Source organism: Microtetraspora sp. NBRC 16547, from assembly GCF_030268965.1.
GTDB lineage: Bacteria > Actinomycetota > Actinomycetes > Streptosporangiales > Streptosporangiaceae > Microtetraspora.
This window is the reverse complement of sequence record NZ_BSSE01000011.1, coordinates 78,186-100,108: the sequence shown is the minus strand read 5'-3', so window position 1 is coordinate 100,108 and position 21,923 is coordinate 78,186. Positions and strand designations below refer to the sequence as shown.

Annotated in this window: 22 protein-coding genes and 2 pseudogenes; 11 read left to right on the top strand and 13 right to left on the bottom strand. The window is 67.0% G+C overall.

Features of this window, described 5'->3' with window-relative positions:
• The first annotated feature begins 7 nt into the window (after nt 1-7).
• From QSK17_RS16990 to QSK17_RS16970, 5 genes are read left to right on the top strand one after another with little or no spacing between them, the layout of a single operon-like run.
• Nucleotides 8-871 (top strand): branched-chain amino acid ABC transporter permease, encoded by an 864-nt coding sequence (locus QSK17_RS16990; protein ID WP_285705772.1) that lies wholly within the window; start codon nt 8-10, stop codon nt 869-871.
• Nucleotides 868-1,845 (top strand): branched-chain amino acid ABC transporter permease, encoded by a 978-nt coding sequence (locus QSK17_RS16985; protein ID WP_285705771.1) that lies wholly within the window; start codon nt 868-870, stop codon nt 1,843-1,845. Before QSK17_RS16990 ends, QSK17_RS16985 begins: the two co-directional genes overlap by 4 nt.
• On the top strand, nt 1,838-2,593 hold the full coding sequence (locus QSK17_RS16980) for an ABC transporter ATP-binding protein (RefSeq protein WP_285705769.1): 756 nt from the start codon (nt 1,838-1,840) through the stop codon (nt 2,591-2,593). Before QSK17_RS16985 ends, QSK17_RS16980 begins: the two co-directional genes overlap by 8 nt.
• Entirely contained in the window at nt 2,590-3,318 is a 729-nt protein-coding gene (locus tag QSK17_RS16975) for an ABC transporter ATP-binding protein (protein WP_285705768.1), read from the top strand. The genes QSK17_RS16980 and QSK17_RS16975 overlap by 4 nt, the downstream gene beginning before the upstream one ends.
• On the top strand, nt 3,318-4,187 hold the full coding sequence (locus tag QSK17_RS16970; protein ID WP_285705767.1) for a fumarylacetoacetate hydrolase family protein: 870 nt from the start codon (nt 3,318-3,320) through the stop codon (nt 4,185-4,187). Before QSK17_RS16975 ends, QSK17_RS16970 begins: the two co-directional genes overlap by 1 nt.
• Here the strand turns inward: QSK17_RS16970 and QSK17_RS16965 are convergent.
• Entirely contained in the window at nt 4,163-4,882 is a 720-nt protein-coding gene (locus QSK17_RS16965) for a polysaccharide deacetylase family protein (RefSeq protein WP_285705894.1), read from the bottom strand. The genes QSK17_RS16970 and QSK17_RS16965 overlap by 25 nt on opposite strands.
• Nucleotides 4,883-4,954: 72 nt before the next feature.
• Here QSK17_RS16965 and QSK17_RS16960 point away from each other — a divergent pair, with 72 nt between their 5' ends.
• Complete coding sequence (locus QSK17_RS16960) at nt 4,955-5,476, top strand: VOC family protein (protein WP_285705766.1); 522 nt, start codon at nt 4,955-4,957, stop codon at nt 5,474-5,476.
• A gap of 218 nt (nt 5,477-5,694) precedes the next feature.
• On the opposite strand, the gene QSK17_RS16955 is transcribed toward QSK17_RS16960, so the two are convergent.
• The 3 genes and pseudogenes from QSK17_RS16955 to QSK17_RS16950 form a co-directional block, all read right to left on the bottom strand.
• The gene (locus tag QSK17_RS16955; protein ID WP_285705764.1) at nt 5,695-6,147 is read right to left on the bottom strand and encodes a GntR family transcriptional regulator; all 453 of its coding nucleotides are present in this window, start codon (nt 6,145-6,147) and stop codon (nt 5,695-5,697) included.
• 12 nt (nt 6,148-6,159) lie between these two features.
• Nucleotides 6,160-6,366, bottom strand: a pseudogene (locus QSK17_RS36165) (GntR family transcriptional regulator); the annotation flags it as partial.
• Nucleotides 6,367-6,649: 283 nt separating this feature from the next.
• The gene (locus QSK17_RS16950) at nt 6,650-8,302 is read right to left on the bottom strand and encodes an FAD-dependent monooxygenase (RefSeq protein WP_285705763.1); all 1,653 of its coding nucleotides are present in this window, start codon (nt 8,300-8,302) and stop codon (nt 6,650-6,652) included.
• Nucleotides 8,303-8,648: 346 nt separating this feature from the next.
• On the opposite strand from QSK17_RS16950, the gene QSK17_RS16945 reads away from it, so the two are divergent.
• Complete coding sequence (locus QSK17_RS16945) at nt 8,649-9,326, top strand: peroxiredoxin-like family protein (protein ID WP_285705762.1); 678 nt, start codon at nt 8,649-8,651, stop codon at nt 9,324-9,326.
• A gap of 251 nt (nt 9,327-9,577) precedes the next feature.
• Nucleotides 9,578-10,577, top strand: a pseudogene (locus tag QSK17_RS16940) (IS701 family transposase); the annotation flags it as partial.
• Here QSK17_RS16940 and QSK17_RS16935 read toward each other — a convergent pair.
• The 5 genes from QSK17_RS16935 to QSK17_RS16910 form a co-directional block, all read right to left on the bottom strand.
• A complete protein-coding gene (locus QSK17_RS16935; protein WP_285705898.1) occupies nt 10,517-10,804 on the bottom strand; it encodes a P-loop NTPase family protein in 288 nt (95 codons plus the stop codon). The pseudogene QSK17_RS16940 and the gene QSK17_RS16935 overlap by 61 nt on opposite strands.
• A gap of 170 nt (nt 10,805-10,974) precedes the next feature.
• Nucleotides 10,975-12,114, bottom strand: a complete 1,140-nt coding sequence (locus QSK17_RS16925) for an acyl-CoA dehydrogenase family protein (protein WP_285705761.1) — start codon at nt 12,112-12,114, stop codon at nt 10,975-10,977.
• Complete coding sequence (locus QSK17_RS16920; RefSeq protein WP_285705760.1) at nt 12,114-13,352, bottom strand: lipid-transfer protein; 1,239 nt, start codon at nt 13,350-13,352, stop codon at nt 12,114-12,116. The genes QSK17_RS16925 and QSK17_RS16920 overlap by 1 nt, the downstream gene beginning before the upstream one ends.
• Nucleotides 13,353-13,386: 34 nt before the next feature.
• Entirely contained in the window at nt 13,387-14,385 is a 999-nt protein-coding gene (locus tag QSK17_RS16915) for an SDR family NAD(P)-dependent oxidoreductase (RefSeq protein ID WP_285705758.1), read from the bottom strand.
• Nucleotides 14,382-15,146, bottom strand: a complete 765-nt coding sequence (locus tag QSK17_RS16910; RefSeq protein WP_285705757.1) for an enoyl-CoA hydratase/isomerase family protein — start codon at nt 15,144-15,146, stop codon at nt 14,382-14,384. Before QSK17_RS16910 ends, QSK17_RS16915 begins: the two co-directional genes overlap by 4 nt.
• Before the next feature lie 107 nt (nt 15,147-15,253).
• Here QSK17_RS16910 and QSK17_RS16905 point away from each other — a divergent pair, with 107 nt between their 5' ends.
• Both QSK17_RS16905 and QSK17_RS16900 read left to right on the top strand, forming a co-directional pair.
• On the top strand, nt 15,254-16,009 hold the full coding sequence (locus tag QSK17_RS16905; RefSeq protein WP_285705756.1) for an SDR family NAD(P)-dependent oxidoreductase: 756 nt from the start codon (nt 15,254-15,256) through the stop codon (nt 16,007-16,009).
• 42 nt (nt 16,010-16,051) lie between these two features.
• A complete protein-coding gene (locus QSK17_RS16900; protein ID WP_285705755.1) occupies nt 16,052-17,200 on the top strand; it encodes an acyl-CoA dehydrogenase family protein in 1,149 nt (382 codons plus the stop codon).
• A gap of 94 nt (nt 17,201-17,294) precedes the next feature.
• Here the strand turns inward: QSK17_RS16900 and QSK17_RS16895 are convergent, their stop codons facing one another.
• The 4 genes from QSK17_RS16895 to QSK17_RS16880 all read right to left on the bottom strand — a co-directional run bounded on the left by QSK17_RS16895 (nt 17,295) and on the right by QSK17_RS16880 (nt 20,866).
• Nucleotides 17,295-17,732, bottom strand: coding sequence for a MaoC/PaaZ C-terminal domain-containing protein (locus QSK17_RS16895; protein WP_285705754.1), 438 nt, complete (start codon nt 17,730-17,732; stop codon nt 17,295-17,297).
• Nucleotides 17,729-18,391 carry an FAS1-like dehydratase domain-containing protein gene (locus QSK17_RS16890; protein WP_285705893.1) on the bottom strand — a complete coding sequence of 221 codons (663 nt, stop codon included), beginning with the start codon at nt 18,389-18,391 and terminating at the stop codon, nt 17,729-17,731. Before QSK17_RS16890 ends, QSK17_RS16895 begins: the two co-directional genes overlap by 4 nt.
• Nucleotides 18,392-18,393: 2 nt before the next feature.
• The gene (locus tag QSK17_RS16885; protein ID WP_285705752.1) at nt 18,394-19,200 is read right to left on the bottom strand and encodes an enoyl-CoA hydratase-related protein; all 807 of its coding nucleotides are present in this window, start codon (nt 19,198-19,200) and stop codon (nt 18,394-18,396) included.
• Between the two features lie 130 nt (nt 19,201-19,330).
• A complete protein-coding gene (locus tag QSK17_RS16880; protein WP_285705751.1) occupies nt 19,331-20,866 on the bottom strand; it encodes a class I adenylate-forming enzyme family protein in 1,536 nt (511 codons plus the stop codon).
• Nucleotides 20,867-21,033: 167 nt separating this feature from the next.
• On the opposite strand from QSK17_RS16880, the gene QSK17_RS16875 reads away from it, so the two are divergent.
• A complete protein-coding gene (locus QSK17_RS16875) occupies nt 21,034-21,891 on the top strand; it encodes an alpha/beta hydrolase (protein WP_285705750.1) in 858 nt (285 codons plus the stop codon).
• The last annotated feature ends 32 nt before the right edge of the window (nt 21,892-21,923 follow it).

The window sequence follows — 21,923 nt, the reverse complement described above, 5'->3', positions numbered from 1 at the left end:
GCGGCACATGATGCAGTACGTCGCGTCGGGGCTCGTCTCCGGCGGTATCTACGCCACCATGGCCATCGGTATCGTGCTGATCTACCGGGCCTCAGGAGTCATCAACTTCGCCCATGGGGAGTTGGCGACGTTCGGGACGTTCGTTGTCTTCGCCTGCTGGTCCGCAGGGTTGCCGCTGCCGCTGGCGCTCCTGATCGGGCTGCTGGTGGGAGCGGTGGCCAGCCCCTGCATCGAAGCCTTCGTTCTCTCGGGGCTGAGGCGCCGGACGCATCTCACCGAAGTGATGGCGACCGTGGCGCTGTTCCTGGCCCTCAACGGACTGACCCTGGCGGTCTTCGGTGAGGAAACCCACGAGTTCCCGGCGTTGGTCACCGGACCGCCGATCGAGGCGTTCGGGCTTGTCATGAGCCGGCAGTCGATCCTCGTCCTGGTGGTCGTCGCCGGCCTCACGCTGATCATGGCCGCGATGTTCCGGTTCACCCGACTGGGGGCCGCCATGCGGGCCGTGTCGGAGAGCCGGGAGTCCGCGGAGCTCGCCGGTCTTCCGGTCCGCAGAATCGTGTGGAGCGTGTGGGCGGTCGCCGGGATGGCAGGCGTGTTGGCCGGAGTGCTGATCGCCCCGATCGTCTACCTCAACGTGAACATGATGATCGACGTACTCACCAAGGCCCTTGCCGGCGCCGTGGTCGGGGGGCTCACCTCGGTGAGCGGCGCCATCACCGCTGGTCTGCTGCTCGGAGTGGGAGAGAGCCTGGTCGCGGGGTACGTCTCTACCCAGCTCGCCACGCCGTTCGTCTTCCTTGTCCTGGTTCTGGCGCTGGTGGTCCGCCCGCAGGGGCTCTTCGGTAGCGCGCCGAAGGTCAAGCTATGACCGCGACGCGGCGGAACGCGGCGGGCCTGGTCGTCCTGGCCCTCGCAGTCCTGGTGCCTCCGGCGCTGGGCGAGTACCGGACCTACGTGCTGTGCCTGATGGCGATCTATGCCATCGGGTCGATCGGGCTCACCGTCCTGGTCGGCCATGGCGGGATGATCTCGCTGGGTCACGCGGGGCTGGTGTGCGTCGGCGCCTATGGGGCATCCCTGTTGATGATTCGCGCGGACGTCTCCTTCTGGCTGGCACTCCCGCTGGCGACGGCTATCGGGATGCTCGTCGGGCTGGCCCTGGGATACCCGTTCCTGAAGCTGGACGGACCGTACCTGGCGATCGCCACTTTCGGATTCGCCGTGGCCCTACCCGAGGTGATCAACCGATGGTCCGCCTTCGGCGTCGGCGACCCGGCGCTGTTCGGGGGTGCGCTCGGTCTGAACCCACCATCACCAGCCATCGGCAGCCTCATCATCAACACCTCGCTGCGCTTCTGGTACGTCTGCCTGGCGGTCTTGGTCGTCGCGGTGCTGCTGGCCCGCCGGATCCTGTCCTCGCGGTGGGGCCAAGACCTGCGCGCCTACCGGCAGTCGCCGCCTGCCGCCAGCGCGTACGGCGTCCGCACACGTCGCGTCCGCGTATGGAGCTTCGCCGTGGCCGGAGGGTATGCCGGCCTGTGCGGAGCCCTGCTGGCGCACCACTTGGGGGCGGTCGGCACCAGCAGCTTCTCCCTGACACTGTCCATCACCTTCTTGATGATGGTCGTGATCGGTGGCGTGGAGTCGGTCGCCGGCGCAGTCGTCGGGGCGGTGGCCGTCGTCGCCTTGCAGGAGTGGTTGACCGGCCAGACGTCCAACCTCCAGCTCTGGTACGGCGTGGCGCTCCTGTTGGCGGTCATGTTCTTGCGGGGCGGTGTAGTCGGGATGGTCCAGGCCCGACTCCGGCGCCTGCGGCACCGGGATGAGGCCGAACATGCTTGAGGTATCCGGGCTGGCGCACTCCTTCGGCGGAGTGCGCGCCCTCCAAGAAGTCTCCTTCCGGGCGCAGCCCGGGGAGGTGACCGGCGTCATAGGACCGAACGGCGCTGGGAAGTCGACCCTCTTGTCCTGCCTGAGCGGGTGGGTCAAGCCAGACCTTGGCGCGGCCACGTTCAACGGCGATCAACTGCTCGGCCAAGCGCCGACGGACCTGGCCGCCCGCGGCGTGATCCGCACCTTCCAGAACCTAGAGCTGCTGGAGGAGTCCTCCGTGGCAGAGAACATCGCGCTGGGCACACGGCGAACCGCTTCGGCCGGGTTGCTGGCCGCGATCGTGCGGGGCTCTGCCGTACGTGCTCAGGAACGCCGCCAGCGTGACACAGTGACCGGCGCCGCCGAACGTCTGGGCATCACGACTCTCCTGGACGTGCCCGCTGGAGAGCTGTCCTACGGGCAGCGTAAGCAGGTGGAGATGGCGCGCGCCTGGGCGGCCATGCCGCAGCTCCTGCTTCTGGACGAACCAGCAGCCGGTCTCGACGACCGTGAGCGCCGTGCCCTGGCCCACGTCATTCGGCAGATGGCCGACGACGGGGCCACGGTCCTGCTGATCGAGCACGACATCGACATGGTCATGTCCCTGTGCTCGCACCTGGTCGTGCTGGACTTCGGCTCGGTGATCAGCTCCGGGTCACCCGCTGATGTACGCCGGGACCCTCGCGTCGTCCAGGCCTACCTGGGTGGCGCGGCATGACACTGCTTGAAGTTCGTGGCCTCTCCGTGCACTACGGCGCCGTACAGGCCGTGCACGAGGTTGATTTCACGGTCGAGGAGGGGGCGGTGGTGTCCCTGCTCGGCGCCAACGGTGCCGGCAAGACCTCCACGATCAAGGCGATCTGTGGAGCGGCGCCCTACCGCGGCAGCATCCGTTTCCGCGGTCGGAGCCTGCCCCAGAACGCGGCTCGGGTTCGGGCGGCGGGTGTCGGCCATGTGCCGGAGGGACGGCACGTCTTCGGTGGCCTCACCGTCGCCGACAACCTGCGGCTCGGCGGCTGGGGGAAGCGCCGGGACCGGTCATCGGAGATATACCAGCTGTTCCCTCGGCTGGCCGAGCGACGACGACAGCTCGCCGGGACTCTTTCCGGTGGTGAGCAGCAGATGCTGGCCATCGGGCGAGCGCTCATGGGCGAGCCCGATCTGCTCTTGCTGGACGAACCCACGCTCGGACTCGCCCCGGTGCTGTGCGACGAGATCTTCGATCGGATCCGGGACGTCAGCGCCATGGGCTCGACCCTGGTGCTGGTTCAGCAGCACACCAGCCGGGCGCTGGCCCTGGCCGACTACGTGCTGGTCATGAGAGGCGGCCGAGTCATCGCCCGAGGAATACCCGACGACTTCGCCGACGAGGAAGCGCTCTCCGCGGCGTACTTGGGTGACGAGATGCCGCACGGCGGCCTGAACAACCTGGAGAAGACCTGATGCGCATCGCTACCGTCAACGGACGCGCTGCCCTGCTTGATGGCGATCGTTACCTCGACCTCGCCCGCGCCACCTCCGGCGTGGTGCCAGCCACCCCCGGCGCGTTCCTTCAGTCTTGGCGTCAGACCCAGCAGGCCGTGACCGACCTCGGCTCGGAACAGGACTGGCAGCCTCTGGCCGGAGCACGCCTGGGTGCGCCAGTGCCTGACCCACGACAGTCGATCGGGATCGGGCTCAACTATGCGGGCCACGTGCAGGAGAGCGGACTGGACCTGCCGGACTTCCCGCTGGTCTTCGCCAAGCTTCCCGGAAGCCTCTGTGGGCCGAACGACGATGTCCTTCTCCCCTCTGAGTCCGTCGACTGGGAGGCCGAGCTCGTCGTCGCGCTCGGGGGGCCGCTCGACCGCGGTTCCCGCCAAGAGGCGGCGGCCGCCATCGCAGGCTTCATGGTGGGCCAGGACCTCAGCGATCGCCGGGTGCAACACCAGGCTCCGGGTGGCCAGCACACGATCGGGAAGTCCTACAGGACCTTCGGACCGACCGGCCCGGCACTGGTGACCCTCGAGGAGTTGGCGGACCCGCATGACCTCGAGATCCGATGCCGGATCAATGGCGAGGTCATGCAGGATGGGAGCACCGCACAGATGATGGTTGACGTCTGCGAACTGTTGTCCATGCTGAGCGCCCGTCTTCCGCTGGGTCCTGGGGACCTGGTGTTCACCGGAACGCCCGAAGGGATCGGGTCGACCCGTAACCCTCCCCGGTTCCTTCGCCCCGGCGACGTCATAGAGACCGAGATCGCGGGCCTGGGTCGACTGGTCAACACCTGTGTCGCTGATTCCACCTATCCGACCGGGCCCCGCCCTTGATCGCGTACGCGCTGGGCGAGCTCGCTCATCGGGACCGCGTCGAAGGTGGCATCCTCGGCGATTCGGCGGAGGATGCCGGCCAGCGCCGCGGCGCGTTCGTCGTCGACGGCCGACACGCGCGCATGGGCGATGAGGACCAGAGGGTGTCCGCCGTCGGCGTCGTCGAGCAGCTGCTCCCATCCGTGCCGCCAGGTTGCGGTGTCCGCGACCGGGGACCGCTGGTTGTACCACCACCAGTCGACTCCCGGCCAGATGAACGGAAGCAGCGCGATTCCAGTCTGATCCAGCTGGAAGCCCGACCCGAGGCTGGCGTCGTAGGAGAAGCCGAGGTCGGACAAGATCGCGAGGGTGTGAGAGGTCCGCCCGCCACCAGGGGACCGGAACCCGTTGATTTCGACGTCGATGCTCGCGAGGGCGGCCTTGCCCGCGGCCAGGATGGCCCGCTCAGAAAGTGGGTCCAACGTGCTCCAAGGCTCGTGGACCCACCCATGCAGACCGACCTCGTGGCCGGCTGCGGCCAGTTCCCGGACTCGCTCCGGGTGATGGACGGCGTTCCAGCCCTCGACGAAGAATGTGGCAGTCAAGTCAAGGTCCGCCAGCATCCGGAGGATACGTGGATATCCGACGCGCAGTCCGGGCTCGGACTCGTCTGGCCCCGTGGCGGTACCACGTCCGACATCCGCAGCGTTGCCCATGTTGTCGAACGTGATGGCTACCATTCGCCTACTCATGGCAACATTATAAATTATAACCTAGTGAGGATTACAATGTCTGAGACCCACCCCCCGTCTCTCATTGGGGTCAACCACGTCGCCTACCAGACGCTGGACCTTCCTGCCACACACGACTTCTATACCCGCGTGCTCAAGTGCCGCTTTGCCGGCGCGATTCGCAGCGATGGCATCACCTCGACCAGTGGTGAAACCTCTCCGCCCTTCCTCCACGTCTTCTACGCCACGGACAGGGGCGACTGCCTGGCGTTCTTCGCGTTGGAGGGAGAGTACGAGAAGAAGGACGATGGCCTGCCGGCTTTCACCCGCCACATCGCACTGGGCGTGCGCAGCACGGCCGAGCTGGAGCAGTGGCGGGACCGGCTGTCGGCCGAGGGCATCGAGGTCTCGCCGACCATCGACCATGACGGGATCTGGGAGTCGATCTACGTCTGGGACCCAAACGGGGTCAGGGTCGAGCTCACCCATCAGGTCAGGGATCTCGGTGAACAGGACGCTGCCGAAGCTGAGCACGCGCTCCAGCGGTGGCTCGAGGAGCACGCCGCCGACGCGGTGTGACGCAGCTTGTCGAGCGGTCAAGCCGGGATGGCCGCCCGCGGGCTCGCCTGGTCATGACGCCGCTACGGGATCGTCCGCAGAGCTCCGGCCTTCAGTTCAGGCCGGAGCGAAGCGGATTCTCCCGCGTAGCGGGGCAGGAAAAGCCGCTTGGCACGGCCCGAAGAAACAGGAAGCCTCAGAGGTGCCGCATGACGCGGTACGGGCCGAATCCCCAGCCTTCAGGCTGGGGAGCGCGTCACCCAGGCGTCCTTCAAGGAGTCTTCGGTGATGCGCAGGTGGTCGTCAAGTCGTGTGGTGACCAGGTCCGCGTCTCGAGCCAGTGCCGCCTCGAAAATCTCCCGGTGGTGCCCCACGGTGGGAAAGGGGCGGGTCGCGATGGACATGTGGATGTAGCGCCGCGAAGCCGCCCACAGTTGGCGAAGCAGGCGTTCGGTATAGACGCCGGCGTAAGGCTGGAGCAACAGCCAGTGGAATTCTCCGTGGGCCGCGAAGAATTCTTCTCCGTGCCGATCCTGCGCATGGGTGGTCTCAAGCGCGACAAGGCTGGCCTCGAGTTGGGAGAGGTGCTCGTCGGTGTAGTTCGGTGCGGACCGACGGGCAGCGTCACATTCGATCATGCGTCGAAGTGCGTAAACTTCCTCGAGCTCCGAGAGCGAGATCTCGGTGGGCACGGCGCCCCGGTGGGACTGATACTTGATGAGACCTTCACCCTCGAGGGTCCGGAGCGCCTCCCGAATGGGAATGTGAGAAACCCCGAAAATCTCCTTGAGGTCGCGAGCCCTGACCGGACTCCCCGGGGGCAACTCACCCCGAACGATCATCATCCTAATGTTATCCGTTAGGCCCTCGGCCAAACTGTTCGGCAAAGGGACTGGGACCCGATTAACCACGCAAACATTATAACTCCCGGCGTGCGGGCCCCCGGGGGGTGCGCTCGTAGGCTCGCGAGTGGCTGGTCTGCCGCCGCAACCCGGCCCTCGCCGCGAAGGTGACCTCACTGGGTAGTGGCCCTCCTCATCACCGCAGGTGATGAGGAGGGCCACTACCGTGTTGGGGCCGATCCCGGGGCGTTCCAGAAGCTTCGGGGCACCCTCAAGATCATAGAATCGGAAGATCGCTAACCCTGTCCGTCAGCCGGTTCGAGGGGATCGCCGGCCGGTTCACTCTGGCCGTTCATACTACGACTGCACGGGCCCGGGCCAGAATGGGAGCGAGGTCGCCGGCGGGTGGCAAGTGCATCCGAACCGCGAGGTAGCAGTCAGGCCGCACGAGGTAGGCGCGGTCGGGTTCGCCGGAGTAGAGCCCGGTCAGCGCTCCCGATTCGTCAAAGAGACACTCTGCGTCGTGGCTCAGCACGGGGTTCTCGGCAGAGGTGAGGAGATAGGCGCGCGTGTTCGCCGGCAACGCTTCAGTCAGTCGTTTGGCGAGCGTTTGCGCGTCGGTGCCGGCGCCCGGCACTACCAGCAGGCTGACCTGACCGCCCAGCACCTTGCGCAGGGTCGTCCGCTCCTCTGCTTCGCCGCGTCGGCACCATCCGTCCGGCGCGAGCCGACCGGGGGAAACCGGATCATCAGCGGTGGCGTCCACCGCCGACGCAACGCCCCCGTCGTCCAGCTCTACCGAAAGTGGCGAGTCCGTGTAGGGGCAGGGACTGTACAGTTGCCCGCTGTCGATGCGCGCTGCCTGGGAAGGGTCTGCGGCAGCGGCATGCAGCACCTCGTCTCGCGCCACGAGCCCCTCGGCGGTGAACGGGATCATGAACTTCACCGAGTTGCCGGTAACCTCGTCGTGGTGTGCGGAAGTGGCCATCCGCTCCTGCTCGTAGGTGTCGAGCAGCGCCGGGCTGGCCTGTCCCTTGATCACCATGCCGAGTTTCCATGCGAGGTTTTCCGCGTCTTCGAGCCCGCTGTTCATGCCACGGCCTCCGAACGGAGATACGACGTGGGCTGCGTCCCCGACCAGGAATATCGACCCGTCCCTGAACTTGCGGGCACGGCGCTGCTGAAAGATGTACGTGTTGGCGCGGAGCACGGTGAACGGCAGGTCACCGATGACCTTTCGGACCCGCCCCGTCATGCGCTCTAGCCGTAGCTCGCTCTCCTCGTCGAAGTTGCTATCGATCTGCCAGTCGATCCGCCACTTCCCGCCGCCCATGCAGTGCATGAGTACGATCCCGTCGGGATAGAACGGCGGGTTGAACCACAAGCGGCGTTCGACGGTAAGTGGAAGGTCGACCTCGAAGTCCGCGACCAGGAAGCGGCCCTCGGTCTGCCACCCGTCGAAGGAGATTCCCAGCGCCTTCCGGACGGTGCTGCCGATGCCGTCGGCAGCGATCAGGTGTTCTCCCGAGTAGCGCTCGGAACCGTCGGGCCCTTCCGCCTCAACGACGACAGCTGTCCGGTCCTGGTCCACTCGACGAACCTGTCGGCCATGACGGAAGTCGACAAGTCCGGTCTCACGCGCAGCGGCGTACAGTAACTCCTCGGTGCGGAACTGCGGAAAGTTCACGAAGGCCGGATAGATCTCGTCGCCGCAGGCGGGCCACTCCAGATGCAAGATCTCGCGGTCTTCTAGGTATGTCCGCCCCACTGACCAGCTGGCACCGTCACGGAGCATCTCGTCTGCGACACCGAGGCGATCGAACATCGCCAGGATGTCCCGCTGAATCGCCAGGGCTCGGGACTGGCCGCAGCTAGGGGTTGTCCGCCGCTCCAGGACGGTTGAGGGGATTCCCTGTTGGGCCAGCAACAGCGCGCTGGCCATGCCCACGGGTCCTGCACCTGCAATGAGCACCGGATGGTGGTTAACACAAGCGCGTGAGCCCACGATGCCCCCTTTCAACCGATTGTCGGTCTTGCCGATCGTCTATTGGGTATACCCCCCGGACGGGTTGGTTATAAGTTATAATATGTTCCAGAGGAAACTCAAGACTCGATCTCGCGACCCACCGCGGCGGGGTACCCCAGCCTGGCCGTGGTGATCCGCGACCACACCGGCACATCAGGAGGGGGCACATCGATATGCCTCGAAGGAGGATTTCAGCCCCCGCCTTGATCGGTCTTGGGTCGATCCTGGCGCTCGGCGAGGATGGCGATGAAATAGCGCAACGGAGCCTGCGACATCCGCGGCGTTGCCGCGGAATCAGCCTGACTCATCCCATTGATAGGAAGACATGACTGCCTCACTCAAGGAACAGTTCGCGGCCACTGCCCGCACCGCCACGCGCCCGCAGCACGTCATCGACGCTATCAATGCGGCATTCAACGGCATCGCGGAGGCGGGTTTAGTCCCGGGCCTCGAGGTCGGCGACGTCGCACCTCCGTTTACGCTCCCCGATGGGACCGGCCAGGACGTCTCGCTCGACTCCCGGGTGGCTGACGGTCCAGTGGTGCTGACCTTCTACCGCGGTGCGTGGTGCCCTTACTGCAACCTTGAGCTCCGGGCATATCAGCAGATACTGCCGGAACTCAGTGCTCGGGGTGCCCGGCTGATCGCGGTCAGCCCCGAGAGGCCGGACGATTCCCTGTCGATCAAGCAGAAGCATGGCCTGGAGTTCGACGTGCTCAGCGACCTGGCGCAGGAGGTCATCGCTGCCTACCGCATCAGGTTCGAGCTTCCAGAATCCGTCAAACCGCACCTGCTCGACGGGACCGTCGTCGCGCTGGCCAAACAGCAACCGGATGGACGGTGGAGCCTTCCGGTGCCGGCCACCTACGTCCTTGACCGCGAACGGGTCGTCCGGGCACGCCACGTCTCGATGAACTACCGGACTCGAATGGAACCGGCTGACGCCTTGCGGGCTGTGGAACAGATCATCTCAGCCGAGGAGGAGCACCACAGCGATCAGTGATCGTGAGCTGCTCACGATCCCGATGCGCAGCGCAGCAGCGGCAGAATAGGTGTACTCCGGTGTGGCGCGCATGGCGGTGGAGCACGCGTGTACATGCGACCGCAGGAAGGTTGGCGGACGCAGCCGTCGTCGTGCACCGCTCCCCTGACCTTCTGGGCCACTACGCGCTGCACGCACGGGCAGTGCGCGGGGTCGATGCCATCGGGATGACGACGCGCGCTCCATGGACAACGGCTCCGTAAGATCGTGCGGTGGCCGTAGGCGACAGCGTAGCGGCCTCGCGATGGCAGTCGACGTTCGATGAGCTCACGGGCCGGATCGCCGGGCGATTCTCTCGCGTAGAGCCGCGGCGGCGGGCCCGGGCCATGCTGCTCGGGCTGCTGGCGGAGTTGCCGCGAAAGGACTGCTGGACCCTTGCCGAACATGCCGGAGACCGTACTCCCGGCGAGATGCAGCACCTGCTGTCGCGGGCGGTCTGGGATGCGGACGCCGTACGGGATGACCTGCGTGACTACGTGGTGGAGCACGTGGGGCAGTCCGGGGCAGCGCTGGTGGTGGATGAGACCGGCGCCCTGAAGAAGGGCACGAGCACCGTCGCAGTGCAGCGCCAGTACACCGGTACGGCCGGGCGGATCGAAAACAGCCAGGTCGCGGTCTTCCTCGCTTACTCCAGCGGCGCCGGGCACGCGTTCATCGATCGGGAGTTGTACCTGCCCGAGGTGTGGACGGCCGATGTCGAGCGGTGCCGGGCCGCGGGGGTACCGCAGGGACGGGCGTTCGCCACCAAGAGCGAGCTGGCGACACGAATGATCATTCGTGTGTTGGACGCCGGGGTCGGCGCAGGGGTGGGTGACCGGCGATGAGGTGTACGGGCAGAGCCCGCACCTGCGTGCGAAGCTGGAGAGGCGCCAGGTCGGTTACGTGCTCGCGGTCGCCTCCAGCCACCAGATCACCACTGGTGCGGGCTCTGCCGGGCCGATCAGGTGATCTGGTCGGTGGCGCAAACCCCCCTGGCAGCGGTTATCGGCCGGCTCGGGTGCCAAGGGGCACCGCTTCTACGACTGGGCGTTCGTCGAGATCGACTCAGACCGACCGGGCCGTCGCTGGTTGTTGGTCACCCCCGCCACCTCGACCGCGTGCTTGGCCCGGCGTCGTCAGTCAATGACCGGTGCCTCCAGGCGCAGGCCCCGTTACCGACCGTGCCGGACCCCAGTACATCTCCGGGCAGGACGACGGATGACGGTTGACGAGACGCCCTCGGCCGCGCACGATCCGTAGACGAAGGAGTCAGACCCGAGCGCTTCGATGACGTTGATGTCGATCGGCAGCCCGCCCTCGTGGGCCGAGACGATCCGCCAAGCCTCAGGTCGGACGCCGATCGTCAGCCGCTCAGGCAATGCGCTCGCAGGTGTTACCGGAATGATGTACCCGCCGACGTTAGCGTTGCCGTCGTCGGGCTTGGCCTCGATGAGGTTCATCCCGCCACGAAGAGGTTGGCCGGCTTGGTGTAGAGGTTCAGCGGCGTGTCGACCTGCTGGGTCTCACCCTTGTTCATCACTGCGACGTGGTCACCCGTCGTCATGGCCTCGACCTGGTCGTGGGTGACGCAGTCGGTGACGGGCCGGCGGCGGCGCAGCCAGCGCGGGGATCACAGACCGAGCGATCGCCCGATGACCTCCTTCATGATCTCGGTGGTGCCGCCGTAGATCGTCTGCACTCGGGCATCGGCGAAGTCCCGGGAGATGGAGTATTCGGTCATGAACCCGTAGCCCCCGTGCAGCTGGAGACACCGGTGGGCGACGCTGAACTGCAGCTCAGTCGTCCACCACTTCGCCTTCGCCGCCTCCTCGGGAGTCAGCTTCCCGTCCACGTGAAGCTGGACGCAGTGGTCAATGTAGGTCCGGGCGACGGTCAGCTCGGTGGCGATCTCCGCCATGACGAACCGGGAGTTCTGGAAGCTCCCGATCGGCTGCCCGAATGCCTTGCGGTTCTTCACGTAGTTGAGGGTGCGTTCGAACGCGCCCTCGGCCGCTGCGACCGCCATCACGGCGACGTCGAGTCGTTCCTCCGGCAGGTTCGACATCAAGGCGGCGAACCCACCGCCCTCCTCGCCGAGCAGGTTCTCGGCCGGAACCACCGCGTCGTCGAAGGCCAGCTCGCTCGTGTCCTGGGCGTGCAGCCCGAGCTTGGACAGGTTGCGGCCGACGGTGAAGCCGGGAGTGTCGCGCTCGACGACCAGGAGCGACAGGCCTCGGTGGCGGTCCTCGGAGGTGCGCACGACAACCACGAAGATGTCGGCGTTGTGACCGTTCGAGATGAACGTCTTGGCTCCATTGACGACGTAGGTGTCGCCTTCCCGGCGGGCCTTGGTCGCGATCCCGCCCAGATCACTTCCGGTATTGGGTTCGGTCATGGCGACGGCCAGCACCTTGTCCCCTGTCACGACGCCCGGGAGCCACCGTTCGCACTGGGCGTCATCGGCCAGACTTAGCAGGTAGCCCAGCACCACGTCGTTCTGGAGGGTGAGCGAACAGCCGAGCGACGCATGACCCGGCCGGCACAGCTCCTCGAGCAGCACGGCCGAGAAGCGGTAGTCGTCGATGCCGGGCCCACCCCACCTGGTTGGCACGCGGTGGCCCAGCAGGCCGACGGATCCGGCCTCGGTGAAGAACGATCGATCAACGATGCCCGCCTCGTTCCAGCGTTCCATCTTCGGTTCGACGGAGCGTTCGATGAACGCCTTGACCATCGAGCGGAACTGATCGTGTTCGTCGTCGTACAGCGCCATCAGGACGCTCCTTCGCTGTCGCGATCGTTGCTCAACGACGGCGACTCGTACATCGTCACCACGGCGGCCCCACCGATGCCGATGTTGTGCTGGAGTCCACGGCGGGCCCCGACCACCTGACGGGGACCGGCCTCGTCGCGCAGCTGCCAGGTCAGCTCGGCGCACTGGGCAAGACCCGTCGCACCGAGCGGATGTCCCTTGCTGATCAGCCCGCCTGATGGGTTGACGACCCATTGGCCACCGTAGGTGGTAGCCCCGGCCGCGATCAGCTGGCCGCCCTTACCGACCTCGCAGAGTCCCAGTCCCTCGTAGGAGATGATCTCGTTGGTAGCGAAGCAGTCGTGCAGCTCGATCACATCGACGTCTTCGGGCCCGAAGCCCGACTGCTCGTACACCTGCGCCGCGGCACGCGCGGTCATGTCGGCGCCCACCGACGCGATCGCCGACCTGCCGTCGAACGACGACGGCAAGTCGGTGACCATCGCTTGCGCGGCGATGCGCACCGCGCGCCGCTCCAGGCCGAGCCGACGGGCCGCCCGCTCCCCCATCAGGACCACCGCGGCCCCGCCGTCGGAGGTAGGTGAGCACTGCAGCTTCGTCAGCGGGGGGAACACCGGGGTCGCGGCGAGGACCTCTTCGAGGGAGTACTCGTCACGGAACTGGGCCCGCTCGTTGTTGACGCTGTGGCGGTGGTTCTTCACCGCGACCATGGCGAAGTGCTCCGGCGTCGTGCCATAGCGCTCCATGTGCTCACGACCGGCGTTGCCGAACTGCTCGAGCGCAACCGGGGCGCCTTGCGACGGATAGCGCTGGTGGATGGCCGCCGAGTGCCGCGCCAGGGGTTGGGCGCGATCGGCCCAGTGCTCCTTGATCGAGCCCGGCTGCATCCGCTCGAAGCCCACGGCGAGGACGATCTCGGCCAGTCCGCCCTCGATGAGCTGACGCCCGAGCATCAGCGCCGTCGAGCCCGACGAGCAGTTGTTGTTCACGTTGTAGATGGGCATGCCGGTCTCGCCCAGCTCGTAGATCGCCCGTTGGCCCGAACACGAGTCGCCGTACACGTAGCTGGCGACCCCGGCCTCGACCTGATCGATCGAGATCCCCGCGTCGGCGAGCGCGGCCGTGCCGGCCTCCCGCACCATGTCCGGATAGTCCCAGCCGACGTCGTGGGCAACGGGCCGGCCTGGGCGTTCGAACTTCGTCATCCCGACGCCGACTACGAACACCTTCTCGCTCACCGCACAACCTCCTTGTCCTCGTGTCGCCGTTCGTTCATGAGCTCGCCTGCGTCGGCGATCGTTCGGCCTTCGCTCCGAGGGATGTCTCAACATCGGATGCGCCGAGCGCCCGGAGCGCGAACGCGATCTCGTCGTCGGCCCGATCGGGGACGATGGCACCCGACATGTCCATGATCTCGTCGAGGTGTTGGGCGACCAACTCAGCGGTCAGGCCGGCACCCTCCGGGGCAACCCAGCCGAGCGCCTCGCTGGTGACGACGCGAGCGACCCGGCCTCCCCCGACCGAGAACGTCTCCCGGGTCAGGGTGCACGGTTCACTGGCCAGGTAGACCACGAGCGGCGAGACCCACTCGGGGTCGAGCAGTTGTCCCTGCGCGCCCAGGATCGACTCGGTGAGCCGGGTGCGCGCCAGGGGCGCGATCACGTTCGAGGTGATGCCGTAGCGGGCGCCCTCCTCGGCGAGGACCCGGGAGAACCCCACGATGCCGGCCTTGGCGGCGGCGTAGTTGCTCTGTCCGAAGTTGCCGAAGATGCCGGCAACGCTGGTCGTGTGCACGAACCGGCCGTAGTACGCAGTCCGCATGTGCGGGAGCGCGGCCCGGCTCACGAACATGGTGCCGAGCAGGTGGACCCCGATCACCGCTCGTAGGTCGTCGGACGCGAGCTTGTGCAGCGTGGCGTCGCGCAGGATGCCGGCGTTGTTGACGACAATGTCGATTCGGCCGAACGCTGCGAGGGCGTCGTCGACGAGTTGCTGGGCTCCCTCCTCGCTCGCCACCGACGACGTGTTGGCCATGGCCTCGCCACCGGCCTCGATGATCTCGGTCACGGTTCGTGCGGCGGGCCCGCCGTCGTGTCCTGCTCCGTCGGTACCTCCACCGACGTCGTTGACGAGCACCCGTGCCCCGTGGTGGGCGAGGAGCTTGGCGTGGGCCTTCCCGAGGCCGTTGCCGGCCCCGGTGACGATCGCGACGCGTCCAGTCAGGTCGATCGAGCCGGGGGCGCGGCGGTTGCTGTGTGCACCGACCATCATCGCCCCCGAAAAGTCGGCTGCCGACGGTCGACGAAGGCCGCCACGGCTTCGCTGAAGTCCTCGGTCACCAGGTTGACGCTCTGGGAGTACTCCTCCAGCGCAAGCGACGTGCCGATCGGCGGTCCGACGCTCTCATTGAGGGTTCTCTTGATCGCCGCCATGGCGATCGGCGGTCCAGCTGCGAGCCGCGCGGCCAGGTCGTCGACGGCGGCGTCGAGGTCGTCGGCGCCGACGACCCGGTTGATGAGCCCGTACTCCTGTGCCTCCGTCGCCGAGATCATCTCGCCCAGCAGTGCAAGCTCCTTGGCCCGGCGCAACCCGACGAGTCGGGGCAGCAGCCACGATCCTCCCGCGTCGAGCCCGAGCCCGCGGCGAACGAAGATCTGGGCGAAGCGCGCCTCCTCCGAGGCCACGACGAAGTCGCAGCCGAGGGCCAGGTTGCAGCCGGCTCCCACGGCCACGCCCTGGACCTTCGCAATGGTCGGCTGGGGGAGCGTGTGCAGGGCCTCGGCCACCTCGGTGGCCAGCCGGACCCGGCGCAGCGGGCTGATCTCGTCGGAGCCGACCACGAGGTCGGCGCCGGCGCAGAAGTCGCCGCCCGCCCCCGTGACGACAACCACCCGCACATCGCCGTCGTCGGCGAGCCCGCGCAGCAGTCCCGCCACCTCACGCCAGTCGTCATCTCTCATCGCGTTCTTCCGCTCTGGGCGATCCAGGACGACGACCGCCTGATCCCCCTGCCTCTCAACACGACACGACATCGCCATCCCCTGCTTCCGGTGCTTCCGGCGCCAAGACGCCCTGTTCTATTGTGGACGTTGAACGTAAGATAACCTCAACCCGACCGCGTGCCAAGGAGACCACACGAATGACCAGTGATCCGAGAAGAACCGTGCTCGTGGCAGGAGCCCTCGGAGGGCTCGCCAGCCAGGTGGTCACCGAGGTGATCGAGGAAGGCCACTCCGTCGTCGCCTGTGATCGACTCGACGCTCCCTCCGGCGACTGGACACGTTCGGTGGCTGGGTCAGCCGCTGACCGACTCCGGTTCCACCAGGTCGACGCCACCGACGAGGACGCCGTGACCGCCTTCGCCGACGAGCTGCGGGCCGAGGGCGTCCACGTCGACGCCGTGGTGAACACCGTCGGCATGCAGCACATCTCCGACGTCGCGGAGCTCAAGACCAAGTACTGGCGGCGGGTGCTGAGCGTGAACCTCGACAGCACGTTCTTCCTCACCCGGGCGTTCATCACACCCATGCGGGAGGCGAAGTGGGGTCGCATCGTCACCTTCGCCTCGGTGTACGCGTACCAGCCGACCTTCGGGCAGGCGGCCTATGCCGCCGCCAAGGCCGGGGTCATCGGCTTCACCCGATCCGTCGCTCTCGACGCCGCCGTCGACGGCGTCACGATCAACGCCGTGGCGCCCGCGGTGGTGTGGCACGAACGGCTCAGCGGCGCGCTGCCCGACGAACACTGGCAGCAGCTGCGTGAGCGGATCCCCCAAGGTGAGTTCGGGGATCCGCGCCACGTCGCCGCAACCGTGCGGTACCTGCTCTCGGAGGGTGGCGGTCACACGACGGGCCAGACGATCCACGTCAACGGCGGGATGTACCCCGGTGGCTGACCCCGCCGCCGACCGATCGGATCAACTGTCTGAGGACCAGTGATGAAGCGTCCCCATTTCGAGCCAGAGCACGAGGAATTCCGCCGTTCGGTGCGGGCGTTCGCCCGCGAGCGGCTCGCCCCGCATCACCTCGAGTGGGAAGAGCAGCGGATCGTTCCCCGATCCGTCTTCACCGACGCCGGCCGCGGCGGGTTCATCGGAACCGCGGTGCCGCTCGAGTACGGCGGTGGCGGCGTGCGTGACTTCCGCTTCAACCAAATCCTGTCCGAGGAGCTCTTCGACGCGGGGCTGGGCGGCAGCGGCCTCGGGTTGACGCTTCACAACGACGTCACGATGCCGTACTTCATCAAGTACAGCTCCGACGAGCAGAAGGCGCGCTGGTTGCCGGGCATCGCATCGGGCAAGCTGATCACGGCCATCGCGATGACCGAGCCCGGGGCAGGGTCCGACCTGGCGGGGATGTCGACCACCGCGAGGCGTGACGTTTCTGAGTACATCGTGAACGGTTCCAAGACCTTCATCACGAACGGAATCAACGCCGATCTCGTCATCGTCGCCACCGTGACCGACCCGGATGCCGGGCGGTCCGGGATGACCCTGCTCGTGGTCGAGCGTGGGATGCAGGGCTTCGATCGTGGCCGCAAGCTCGACAAGATCGGCCTGCACGCCCAGGACACGGCCGAGCTGTTCTTCAACGACGTCCGAGTCCCGGCGAGCAACCGGCTCGGCGAGGAGGGCGCAGCGTTCGGCTACCTCACCTCGAGCCTTGCCCAGGAGCGGCTCTCGATCGCCGTCGCCGGCGTGGCCTCGGCCCGTGCTGCCCTTCGCCTGACCGTCGAGTACGTCACCACGCGGCGGGCTTTCGGCAAGCGGATCGCCGACTTCCAGAACACCAAGTTCGTCCTCGCCGAGGTCAAGACTGAGATCGATGTCGCCCAGGCCTACCTCGACCAGTGCGTGGTGGCGCTCAACAGCGGCGAGCTCACCGGCGACGAGGCAGCGGCGGCCAAGTGGTGGTGCACCGAGTTGCAGAGACGCGCCACGGACCGATGCCTGCAGCTGTTCGGCGGTTACGGCTACATGATGGAGTACCCGATCGCCCGGGCCTACCTCGACGCGAGGGTGACGACGATCTACGGCGGGACGACCGAGATCATGAAGACCATCATCTCGAAATCGATGGGCCTGTAGCGCTGCCGGGGTGGCGGACCCGGGAAGGGATCACCTCACCGGGGCCGCTCGCGCGACCGCGCCGGGGGTGACGCCCCGGCGCATCGCAGCCGGCTCAGCGACCGGCGCCCTCGCCAGCGCTCGGGATCACGAACTCCGCCGATCCCCGGATCGCCACGCCGCCGCCCGAGCGCCGGCACTCGATGTCGAGCGCGACCCGCCACCGACCCGCACCGCCGTCATCGGCCTCCGTGATCGTCCCCGAGCAGCTCAGCTCGTCACCGGGCCAGACCTGCTCCCGGAACTGCACCGAGAACCGTCGCACGTTCTCGGGTCCGAGCAGATCTGTCACGTAGGTGGCGAGTAGGCCTGCTTGGTACATCCCGATCGAGAACACGGTCGGAAAGCCCGCGGCCGTGGCGAAGCCCTCGTCGTGGTGGATGGGGTTGAAGTCTCCCGATGCCCCCGCGTAGCGCACGATGTCGGTACGGGTGACCGGACCGAAGGTTCGGGTCGGCAGCGGCTCCCCGGGACGAATGGTGAGCACCGTCATGACCCCTCCCCGCTCGGCGCGGCGCCGGTCTCGATCAACGTCGAACGCTGACGGGCCACGAGTTGGCCCGATTCGCTGCGGAACTCGGTGACGACGATGGCGAACTTCATCGCTCCGCCCCGCTTGCCCGTCTTCTCGAAGCGCTCGGTCACCTCGCTCGTGACCTGAAGCGTTTCACCTGCACGCGGTAGCCGGAGGAACTCGTAGTCCTCGGCACCGTGGAGAAGCCGTTGCAGGTCGAAGCCGACCAACGCCATGGTGTCCTGGTCGGGTGGTTCCCACGCCAGCCGTGCGGTGGTCAGGAACGTGGGCGGGACAACCGGCTGCTCCGTCAGGTAGGCCGGGTTGCTCGAGCCCGTCGCTCGGGCGAACTCGCGGATCTTGCCGCGTTCGATCGGGATGTCGTACACGTTGTTCTCCACGTCGGCTTCGAGCGGCTGGTCCACGGGCTCCAGCCGGAGCGCTTGGCGCGGACAGAGCTGCACGGCCTGGGCGACCCGACCCTGCTCCGACGTTTCGATCGGGTCCTGCAGGGTTCGCATCACGTCGTCGTCGCCGATCGCGAAGACGGCCGGAGCGGCGCTCGCGCATACCCCGTAGCTTTCGCAGAGCTCACGATCGACGACAAGGCGCTGCGGACGCCCATACTGGTCGGTCATCGTCAACGACCCGCGAACTTCGGGGCCCGACGTTCGGCCTTCGCGGCCATCGCCTCGCCCTGGTCATCGCTCCGGATCGTCACCAGTTCGAGCGCCAGCGACGTGTCGAAGGCGATGTTCAACGACTCCTTGATGAGCTTGTTGACACTGATCTTGGTGTAGCGGACCGCGAGGGGAGCCTGTTCGCCGAGCTGGCTGACGACCTCCTCAACGCGTGCTTCGAACCGGTCCAGGGTGACCATCTCGTTGACGAGCCCGATTCGCTCGGCCTCGGCGGCACCGATCGTGTTCCCTGTGAGCAGGTACTGCTTGGCCCGCAGCGGCCCGAGGATGAGCGGCCAGATGGCCGCGCCGCCGTCGCCTGCCGCCACGCCGATCCGGACGTGAGGATCTCCGATCAGCGCGTCCTCCGCCATGACCACCCAGTCGCACATGAGGGCGATCGTCGCCGCTAGGCCCATCGTGTGGCCGTGCAGCGCGACCACGATCGGCACCTCGATGTCGAGCAGGTCCCAGATCAGCTGCTTGGCGTCGTGGCGCAGCGTTTCCAGCGCGGTTCCGTCCGCCCGCAGCTTCTCGAACCACGAGAAGTCGCCGCCGGCGGAGAAGACGCGCCCCTCGGACCGCAGCAGCACCACCCGGGCATCTCGCTCGGTCTTGAGCTCGGCGAACAGGCGGCCGAGCTCCTCGTGGAGGTGCTCGTCGATCGCGTTGAGCTCTGATCTCGGATTCGAGATAGTCACCCGCAGGACGTATCCGTCGCGTTCGACCCGAAGTCCGCGGTACCCCTCGAACCGTTGTTCGCTCATCAGTTCTTCATCTCCTGGGTCACTTCCGTTCAGGTGTGTTCGACGGCGCAGTCGCGCGCGACGAGCCGCTGCGGTAGGGGCCTCGCGGGCGAGCTCGCCGTGCGCGGGACGCGGGTCGGGTGGGGTGTCCTCAGTCGAGGAGGTGCTTCATCACCTTGCCGAGCGAGTTGATAGGGAGCGCCTCACGCACCCGGTACTCGCTGGGTTGCTTGTACCTCGCGAGGTGATCCTTCGCGCGCTCCTCGAGCTCGGCGACGTCGATCTCGGCACCCGGGTTCGGTGAGACGTAGGCAACGACCCGTTCGCCGAGGACAGCGTCCGGGATGCCGACGACCCCAACCGTGCCAACCGATCCGACCGTGGCGAGCACGCTCTCGACCTCGCTGGCGTAGACGTTGAAGCCGCCGCTGTCGATCACGTCCCGGTCCCGGCCGACGAACCACAGGTAGCCATCCTCGTCCATCCGGCCGAGGTCACCGATGGCCATCCAACCGTCGTGGAAGACCTGCTTGTCGACATCGGGACGGTTCCAGTAGCCGAGCATGCAACCGGAGCCGCGTGACGCGATGTTGCCGACCTCGCCAACACCCACGTCATTCCACAGGTCGTCGACGACCTTCCACTCCATCCCCAGGTAGGGCCGCCCGATCGAACCCAGCTTCTCCGGTGCCTCCGAGGGGAGCCAGGTCCCGTAGTAGCCCTCCGAACCGGCGTAGATCACCCCGCACTCGCAGTTGGGCATGAACTTCTGGAGGCGGGCGAGCATGTCGGTCGTGATGACGGCGCCGCCCATCGCGATCGTCTTCATCGCGGGGAGCGTCTCGACCCCTGCCTCGGCCGCGTGGATCATGAGGATGTTCATCACCGCAGGGGCGGTGGCCATGTAGGTCACTCCGGCGTCGAGCATGCAGCGCAGCATGTCCGCGGGGTTGACCCGGCGATGCAGATAGAACGTCCCGCCGGCCAGCATCGGCCCGAGAGCCGCCACCGAGAGGCCGTTGTGGGCGATCGGGATCGGGCATAACGCCACGTCGCCGGGGGAAACGCCGTAGGTGTCCTTGGCCGTGACCAGCGCGTTGTTCAGGAACACCTCCTGGCTCCAGATGGCACCCTTCGGTCGGCCGGTCGTCCCGGACGTGTACCAGACCGTGACCGGATCGCTGGGCGACCCGAACACCTCGGACATGGGCGGCGCCGAGGTGACCTCCTCGAAGTCACCGACGCCGTCGGGGACCTCGACGTCGTGGAGGCCCGGCTCGCTCGTCGACCGGCGGACGAGGAACAACTTGGCACCGAGTCCCTTGATGCTCTCCTGGGCGGCCTTCAGCGTGTCGGCCGAGGCGATCACCACCTTGGAGCCGGCGTCCTCGATCAGATAGCGCGCTTCCGAGGCGGTCCACTGCGGGTTGATCGACACGTTGATCCCCCCGAGCCGGGCGAGCGCGAGGAACACCAGCACATGCTCGGGCACGTTCTGGGAGAACAAGGTGACGCGGTCGCCGCGGCCGACCCCGAGGGAGGCCAGCCCCGTCGCGGTTCGTGCCGCGGCCTCGCTGAGCTCTCGGTACGTCCACCGCTCACTGTGGTAATCGAGCGCCACCGCATCGGGTTGTTGCGCGGTGATCACGTCGAGCGCGTCGATGATCGTGGTGCCTTCGCTGGTCATCGGTTGGATACCTCCAACTCGTCGAGGTCTCGTGCCCCCACTCCGTCCCGGAGTTCTCGACCATGCAGATTTATCGTTCAACGTAATGTTACGCTAGTGTGAGCTGAGTGGGGTGTCAACGGTCACTCCGACGAATCGCCCAAGTGCCGGACGAAAGAGGGAGCCGGATGCTGAACCTTGACAAGGCCCGATTCACGAGCACCGACGTGCGACTCGTCACCACCACAACAAGCGACGGGATCGTGCTGCACGGCGCCCTCGCCGGCACGCCCGTCCGCGGCGGGATCCTGGCGGTCCACGGCGCGTGGGGGAACTTCTACGCGAACCCACCCGCCTCGCTCCTCGAGTCCGCCCCCGAGCTCGGGTTGTCAGTGCTCTCGATGAACGGCCGCGGCCACGACATGGGAGGTCTCGACAACGGCGCTCCCTCCATCGGACTGCTGCGGGAGCGCCTCGATCTCGCACCGATCGACCTCGGCGCCGCTCGAGACGTGCTCGTGGGCGTCGGCACGTCCCGGTACATCGTGGTCGCGCACAGCTACGGCTGCGCCCGCACGACCTACTGGCTGAGTCGAGAGCCCGACAGCCGCTGCGTCGGCATGGTGCTCTTGAGCCCACCCCCTCCTGCCAAGGAGGCGTGGGCCCCGATCGAGGGCTTCGATGTCGAGCCGCACTTCGAGGCGGCGCGCTCGGCGGTGTCCGAAGGCGATCCGCATCGGCTGATCCTGATGCACCAGCAGGGCCCCGTCCCGTTGCTCGCGAGCGCCGGTACGATCGTGTCGGTGTGGGCGCCGGGCACCGAGGCGTACTGCGAGCCGCACATCGAGGCCATCGATGTCCCGTGTCTCGTGGTGGTGGGTAGCAGGGAGTCCTCGGCGTTCCAGGACGCCGCCCAACGGACTGCGGACCTGGCACCGCAGGGACAGTTGCTCGTCGTGGAGGACAACCACTTCTATCGCCGTAACCGCGACACGTTGACACGAACGGTGCTCGGCTGGGCGGAGACCAATCGGCTGTGGGATTGACATCGAGAATGCGCCACACTCTCGGACAGCTC

Coding starts and splice junctions, on each gene's coding strand:
- QSK17_RS16990 (WP_285705772.1), top strand. CDS start 8: ATGATGCAGTACGTCGCGTCGGGGCTCGTCTCCGGCGGTATCTACGCC.
- QSK17_RS16985 (WP_285705771.1), top strand. CDS start 868: ATGACCGCGACGCGGCGGAACGCGGCGGGCCTGGTCGTCCTGGCCCTC.
- QSK17_RS16980 (WP_285705769.1), top strand. CDS start 1,838: ATGCTTGAGGTATCCGGGCTGGCGCACTCCTTCGGCGGAGTGCGCGCC.
- QSK17_RS16975 (WP_285705768.1), top strand. CDS start 2,590: ATGACACTGCTTGAAGTTCGTGGCCTCTCCGTGCACTACGGCGCCGTA.
- QSK17_RS16970 (WP_285705767.1), top strand. CDS start 3,318: ATGCGCATCGCTACCGTCAACGGACGCGCTGCCCTGCTTGATGGCGAT.
- QSK17_RS16965 (WP_285705894.1), bottom strand. CDS start 4,882: ATGGGCAACGCTGCGGATGTCGGACGTGGTACCGCCACGGGGCCAGAC.
- QSK17_RS16960 (WP_285705766.1), top strand. CDS start 4,955: ATGTCTGAGACCCACCCCCCGTCTCTCATTGGGGTCAACCACGTCGCC.
- QSK17_RS16945 (WP_285705762.1), top strand. CDS start 8,649: ATGACTGCCTCACTCAAGGAACAGTTCGCGGCCACTGCCCGCACCGCC.
- QSK17_RS16935 (WP_285705898.1), bottom strand. CDS start 10,804: ATGAACCTCATCGAGGCCAAGCCCGACGACGGCAACGCTAACGTCGGC.
- QSK17_RS16925 (WP_285705761.1), bottom strand. CDS start 12,114: ATGGCGCTGTACGACGACGAACACGATCAGTTCCGCTCGATGGTCAAG.
- QSK17_RS16915 (WP_285705758.1), bottom strand. CDS start 14,385: ATGATGGTCGGTGCACACAGCAACCGCCGCGCCCCCGGCTCGATCGAC.
- QSK17_RS16910 (WP_285705757.1), bottom strand. CDS start 15,146: ATGTCGTGTCGTGTTGAGAGGCAGGGGGATCAGGCGGTCGTCGTCCTG.
- QSK17_RS16905 (WP_285705756.1), top strand. CDS start 15,254: ATGACCAGTGATCCGAGAAGAACCGTGCTCGTGGCAGGAGCCCTCGGA.
- QSK17_RS16900 (WP_285705755.1), top strand. CDS start 16,052: ATGAAGCGTCCCCATTTCGAGCCAGAGCACGAGGAATTCCGCCGTTCG.
- QSK17_RS16895 (WP_285705754.1), bottom strand. CDS start 17,732: ATGACGGTGCTCACCATTCGTCCCGGGGAGCCGCTGCCGACCCGAACC.
- QSK17_RS16890 (WP_285705893.1), bottom strand. CDS start 18,391: ATGACCGACCAGTATGGGCGTCCGCAGCGCCTTGTCGTCGATCGTGAG.
- QSK17_RS16885 (WP_285705752.1), bottom strand. CDS start 19,200: ATGAGCGAACAACGGTTCGAGGGGTACCGCGGACTTCGGGTCGAACGC.
- QSK17_RS16880 (WP_285705751.1), bottom strand. CDS start 20,866: ATGACCAGCGAAGGCACCACGATCATCGACGCGCTCGACGTGATCACC.
- QSK17_RS16875 (WP_285705750.1), top strand. CDS start 21,034: ATGCTGAACCTTGACAAGGCCCGATTCACGAGCACCGACGTGCGACTC.